The 5,474-nt window shown below is 31.3% G+C and carries 8 protein-coding genes; all 8 read left to right on the forward strand.

The window, feature by feature from the left end; genetic code table 11:
- The first annotated feature begins 106 nt into the window (after window positions 1–106).
- Window positions 107–604: a hypothetical protein gene (locus IE051_RS18215; protein ID WP_189362854.1), complete on the forward strand. Its 498-nt coding sequence runs from the start codon at window positions 107–109 to the stop codon at window positions 602–604.
- A gap of 29 nt (window positions 605–633) precedes the next feature.
- On the forward strand, window positions 634–1,593 hold the full coding sequence (locus IE051_RS18220) for a hypothetical protein (protein ID WP_229796869.1): 960 nt from the start codon (window positions 634–636) through the stop codon (window positions 1,591–1,593).
- 192 nt (window positions 1,594–1,785) lie between these two features.
- Window positions 1,786–2,037 (forward strand): type II toxin-antitoxin system ParD family antitoxin, encoded by a 252-nt coding sequence (locus IE051_RS18225; RefSeq protein WP_189362855.1) that lies wholly within the window; start codon window positions 1,786–1,788, stop codon window positions 2,035–2,037.
- Entirely contained in the window at window positions 2,030–2,329 is a 300-nt protein-coding gene (locus IE051_RS18230; RefSeq protein WP_189362856.1) for a type II toxin-antitoxin system RelE/ParE family toxin, read from the forward strand. The genes IE051_RS18225 and IE051_RS18230 overlap by 8 nt, the downstream gene beginning before the upstream one ends.
- 144 nt (window positions 2,330–2,473) lie before the next feature.
- A complete protein-coding gene (locus tag IE051_RS18235; RefSeq protein ID WP_136482340.1) occupies window positions 2,474–2,899 on the forward strand; it encodes a hypothetical protein in 426 nt (141 codons plus the stop codon).
- Between the two features lie 203 nt (window positions 2,900–3,102).
- Window positions 3,103–3,831: a DUF6090 family protein gene (locus IE051_RS18240; protein WP_189362857.1), complete on the forward strand. Its 729-nt coding sequence runs from the start codon at window positions 3,103–3,105 to the stop codon at window positions 3,829–3,831.
- Between the two features lie 146 nt (window positions 3,832–3,977).
- Window positions 3,978–4,502 (forward strand): hypothetical protein, encoded by a 525-nt coding sequence (locus IE051_RS18245; protein ID WP_189362858.1) that lies wholly within the window; start codon window positions 3,978–3,980, stop codon window positions 4,500–4,502.
- A gap of 146 nt (window positions 4,503–4,648) precedes the next feature.
- On the forward strand, window positions 4,649–5,236 hold the full coding sequence (locus IE051_RS18250; RefSeq protein ID WP_189362859.1) for a hypothetical protein: 588 nt from the start codon (window positions 4,649–4,651) through the stop codon (window positions 5,234–5,236).
- The last annotated feature ends 238 nt before the right edge of the window (window positions 5,237–5,474 follow it).

Below are 5,474 nucleotides of genomic sequence, written 5' to 3' on the forward strand. Positions count from 1 at the left end.
AAGATTACATTTATCTTTAGACTTCAAAACACCGAATATGGTATATAAATTATCAGCTTAATTTCAATTTTAACCTGTAGCCATATTTCAGGACGAGACATTTGAAATGAGAAACTTCAGTACAGAAAAAGACAAATTATTATCAGATTTAAACTCTGAAATTAAAAACAATCCGAAAAATGAAATTCTAAAATCTTTAAGTCGGATGTTAGAATCTTACGAATATATTTCTGACCTAAATGGAGTTTTAAGTAATATTGTTGTTGATTGTCTCGGTTTTGAATATGAAATCGGGGAAAAATTAATCGAGTTTGAAAAATATTTCTCTGACTATACAAATTCAATTCGTTCGGATGAATTGAGAAGGTTAGCGGAAAAATTAATTGAAAAGAATACGCGAATAACGTTTTACGGAAAATCTTGGTCTGAAAACACAGCTGACTGGATTTATTTTGACAAAGTGCTTGACTTAAAAAAGATACGGAATAAATTCTCATTCGGAGAAAATATAATTGAACACCAGAATTTGGATAATAAGTCTGGATTGGAAAGCGGATTTATAGACAAAAATACTAAAGAGGGAATAATGGGAAAAGTAAAATAAAAACTATTGCCAACACCGTATAAAAAAAATTGCTAGTTTTAGCTAAACCAAAGTTAGTTGCTTGTTTGCCAGCTTCTGATTTTCCTTTGGAAAATCCTCGCACACAAACACGCAACTTTCCTTATACAAACACGTTAGCGGTAATTTGCCCCAAACCCCGAATGAAAGAACAAATCACAGTAAGCGAAGCGATCACTAAAGGACATTTAATAATAAATGTTCCTGTTATGATAATAATGTTCGGAGTTCCAGGAATTGCAATGTATTTATTTATTGAAAAAATAGTTCCGAATTGGACTATTGGAATTGGTTTTTTTCTTGGTTTTGGGCTTGCATGGTTATATTGGAGTTTTGCTATTACTAAATGGCGTTTATGGGCATTCGAAAATGTCAGAAATGTTCATGAATTGAAAAAACGCGCTATTCAAAGTGGTTTGATTTGGGCGGAGTCTAAATGGTATAACAAAACTGAATTGAAGTCTGAGAAAGATAAATCAAAATGGAAAGAATTATTAAAAAAATTCGAACGCAAGGATGAATATATTGAAGACCACTCTTTACCTAACAAAACAACTATTTATTATTCAAAATTCAAAAACACTTATGATTTAATAATTATGTTTGGAGCTTTAGGAATTGGACTTTTTTTACTAATCAAATCTGATAGTTATATAATCGGTTCCGTATTAATTTTGGTTGGTGCGTATTTTGGATTTAAGGAAATAAAACAATTATTAGATACCAATCCGCAGATAATTATTGATAATAAAGGAATTAAAACCATAACATTAGAATTAAAAAGTTGGTCGGAAATCAAAAACGAAGAAGTAGTAATGGAGGGCAGTGGAAAAACTTCGCAATTTTATCTAGTCTTTAATTATAAGAACGGTTCAGAAAAAATATTAATTGACGATTTTAACATAAGCGCAAAAAAATTGGAAATAGCATTAAGGACATACAGAATAAGAAATAATAAAAACTACCGCTAACATTGTATAAAAATAATGCGTAAGTTTATTCCTAAATCTTAAGTTGGTGCTTGTTTGCTTGCATCTGATTTTCCTTCGGAAAATCCTCGCACTCAAACTACGCACTATTCTTATACGTAACCGTTGTGTGCAATTTGACGAAAATTTTGCTATAATACCAATTTTTGGTATATTTGAGTAAAATTATGTCAAATGAACAAAAACACATCAATATCACTCGGAAATTATTTTGACCAATTCGTTCAAAGCCGAATAAGTGAAGGAAGGTTTAAGAACGTTAGTGAAGTCATACGTGCAGGACTAAGACTTTTAGAGGAAGAGGAAAGTAAAGTTATTGCTCTAAAAAATGCAATTCAAGAAGGAATCGACAGCGGAATTGCTCACGATTTTGACCCAAAAAAACATTTGAAATCCTTGAAAGCGAAAAAGCACTCGAATGGCTGAATATAAACTGACCAATAAAGCTGTCGAGGATTTATCGAAGATTTGGGATTATACATTTGAGGTTTGGTCTGAAAAACAAGCTGACAAATATTACGATGGACTGATTTCTAACTGTGAGGAAATTGCGGAAAACCCAGATTTAGGAAAAAACTACGAAGGAATATCTAAGCAACTTCTCGGAATAAAAGCAAATCGACACATAATATTCTACAGAACATTGGATAAAAATTATGTAGAAATTACAAGAATATTGCACGAAAGAATGGATTTAAAGAAAAGAATAACCGAATAAAAACTGCACACAACAATGGCTATAAGTAATTGCTTGTTCTCGCCTACTTCTGAAAATCCTCGCGGATTTTCAGCTTGGTGTGTACTTGCAAAGTTATATGCTAAACCACGCAACTACTCATAGCCTAGACCGTTGTAAAACATTATGAAAAGACTCTGGAAAAAATATAAAATATTGATTTTCCCCATTTTAATTCTAATTGGGTTTATAAATACGGTTTGGTTTTTTGATAAACACTCTATTTCGGAGGAGGACTTTTTCAATAATGCAGTAAAAACTTCTTATAACAAGTCGTATGATGGAATTATAACCCAAAAGTTTTATAAAAAAGAAGGAGGTAGAGATATTATTGTACTTGAAAAAAATGGAATTACAACTCAAATGGATTTTGTTTATCAAAACCCAATTTTATATCAATACCTCAAAGTTGGTGACACTCTAATAAAAACTAAAAATAGCAACTCTATAGTCGTCAAACGTGCAAAATTAGATACCACAATAAATCTAACATTTGAGAACTTGAAAGGTGTAAAAAAATATTCTATAAACAATCCATATTTAAAAAACTAAAAAACGTTTTACAACATAGTATAAAAATAATGCGTAAGTTTATTCCTAAAGCAAAAGTTAGTGCTTGTTTGCTTGCATCTGATTTTCCTTCGGAAAATCCTCGCACTCAAACTACGCACTATTCTTATACCTAACCGTTGTACTTCATTATGACTAACCAATAACCAATGATAAAATTTTTTAGAAAAATTCGATATGACCTTATGGAGAAAAATAAAACTGGAAAGTATCTTAAATATGCAATTGGAGAAATTATACTTGTTGTTATCGGAATTTTAATTGCATTACAGATTAATAATTTCAACAACAATAAACAACAAAGAAATAAAGAACAAGGTTATTTATTGTCTCTTCAAACTGAATTTAAAACTAACCTAAAAAAAATAAATATTTGTCTAAATGAAAATGAGAAACGAATAAACGCGGCTGAAGATATGCTTTCTCTTTTTGATAATAATATTCGTGACACTATCAGTGATAGAGCTATATCAGAATTAATACATTTAGTTTTTGGAGGTGAAGCCACCTACAAACCATCGAAAGGAGTGTTAACTGATATTATTAGTTCAGGGAACCTTAATTTAATTCAAAACAAACAACTAAGACAACATCTCGCGTCTTTTGAAAGTGAATTAGATTTTTTAAAATTACAAGAAACTTCTACTCATTCTAGTAAGGATGAAATGCAAAAACTTTTTAATAAAAACGGAAGCGTACGCAAAGTACTTATAGATAAAGGCCTTGTTTTTGAAAACAAATCAATTTCCGATACAACAAACAATAAAAAAATATTCAGCTTGGTTGAATTTGAAAATATCCTTCTAGATTATTATTTGACAATTAAAGCGGCTAATGGAGAAAGGTTTTTTAAGGGAATTAAAGAACATATAGAACAAATTCTAGTTGAATTAGATTCTGAAATAAAAAAATAACGAAAGTACAACAACGTGTATAGTTCATTGCTTCTGATTTTCCTTTCGGAAAATCCTCGCTGCTGAACAATGGGTTTCTGTTTATTTGCTATCTTAGACTAATCGCAACGAAACCATACACGAAGACGTTGTACTGCATTTGCGAAATGAAATACCGAACGAATAAATATCTGACTTTAAAAGGCAAAATTGAGGAAATTTCTCTTCCTGACTCTGCTTATGGAGAATGGATAGTTTATGAGAACGATGAACCTAAATTTCACGTAAATATTTTTAATTACGAATCGAAAAGTGACTGTTTGGTAAATGTGATTATGACTGAAAGTAAATCGGAGTTTAAAAGTATTCTGAAAGACATCAATGAACGATTCAAACGGAATTTAACCTTGTCATCCAAAACAAACTTCGGAATTAAATTAAATTCAAAGCTTATAGAATCGGAATTAGGTTCTTTACCATTCGAATGGCTTGAGTATTATACCGAATTGATAAAAGCACCTTGGGAAAAATATCCTGACATCAATCCAAACGATATGTTTTGGAGAATGGGAAAAGGAGAAGATGCCATTTCAATTTTTGCACGATATTACAACTCACTAAATCGGACTGAAAAGAATGAGTTTGAAAAAGAATTTAAACCGACAGCTGAATGGGCTGACTTTTATGAATAAAAAACGCAGTACAACAATGTATAACCGCAATTACGGCGGATTCGACTACGTCCGAATCCACTCGGAATTGCTAAAGCCTGTGCTAAACCGAAAATTAACGCATATTAACCCGTAACTGACGGTTATACTAGACCGTTGGCAACAATATGACGAAACGCAGAAATGACCACAAAAGAAGTCGATTTCCGATTTTATTCCCAATTTTGACAATACTTGGAATTGGAATTTTTGCTGTATTAACTTCTGGTTTTGATAAAAGCTGGTTACATAATTGGAACGATGTTTCTAAATCAATAAAAGACTCTGTTTTAGTGGCTAAAAACATTGGTTACACTGGTGGTACGGGTCCGAATGGAAGGTCTATGGAAAAGTATGCGCAAACCAGACTTTGGATTATGAATTCTGCAACCAATAGTGAACTATTAAACTTAACAAAATACCCAAACGGAACTGTTAAAGCGATAGGTTACGAAGGTCTGATTAAAAAAATTGATTTTAATGAAAAGACCAATTTAATTCTTAAATCAATTGAAGATAAAGAATTCAAAATATTTTATTCTATGGGCTGCGAAGGTTTTGAAATTGAGATTAGCGAATACCTTATGCGCTTTATTTTAACAGACGATAATCATTTACCTCCAATTGAACCAGAACTAAAAATTGATTATGGGCTTTCTCGAGATGACAAAGTCAAAATAATGACCGCTTATTTAGACCGAAATAATAAAAAATAAAATACTGTTGCCAACACCGTATAAAAAAAATTGCTAGTTTTAGCTAATCCAAAGTTGGTTGCTCATTTGCTTGCTTCTGATTTTCCTTCGGAAAATCCTCGCACACAAAACCGCAACTATTCTTATACATAAACGTTGTAGGTAATTCAAAATCAATACAATGAACAAAATTTTAATTATAATATTTGTCATTTTTGCACTACAAACTGATTGGCTGAATGAAACGAAAAAATCGATA

Source organism: Algibacter mikhailovii, from assembly GCF_014651495.1.
GTDB lineage: Bacteria > Bacteroidota > Bacteroidia > Flavobacteriales > Flavobacteriaceae > Algibacter_E > Algibacter_E mikhailovii.

Coding starts and splice junctions, on each gene's coding strand:
- IE051_RS18215 (WP_189362854.1), top strand. CDS start 107: ATGAGAAACTTCAGTACAGAAAAAGACAAATTATTATCAGATTTAAAC.
- IE051_RS18225 (WP_189362855.1), top strand. CDS start 1,786: ATGAACAAAAACACATCAATATCACTCGGAAATTATTTTGACCAATTC.
- IE051_RS18230 (WP_189362856.1), top strand. CDS start 2,030: ATGGCTGAATATAAACTGACCAATAAAGCTGTCGAGGATTTATCGAAG.
- IE051_RS18235 (WP_136482340.1), top strand. CDS start 2,474: ATGAAAAGACTCTGGAAAAAATATAAAATATTGATTTTCCCCATTTTA.
- IE051_RS18240 (WP_189362857.1), top strand. CDS start 3,103: ATGGAGAAAAATAAAACTGGAAAGTATCTTAAATATGCAATTGGAGAA.
- IE051_RS18245 (WP_189362858.1), top strand. CDS start 3,978: ATGAAATACCGAACGAATAAATATCTGACTTTAAAAGGCAAAATTGAG.
- IE051_RS18250 (WP_189362859.1), top strand. CDS start 4,649: ATGACGAAACGCAGAAATGACCACAAAAGAAGTCGATTTCCGATTTTA.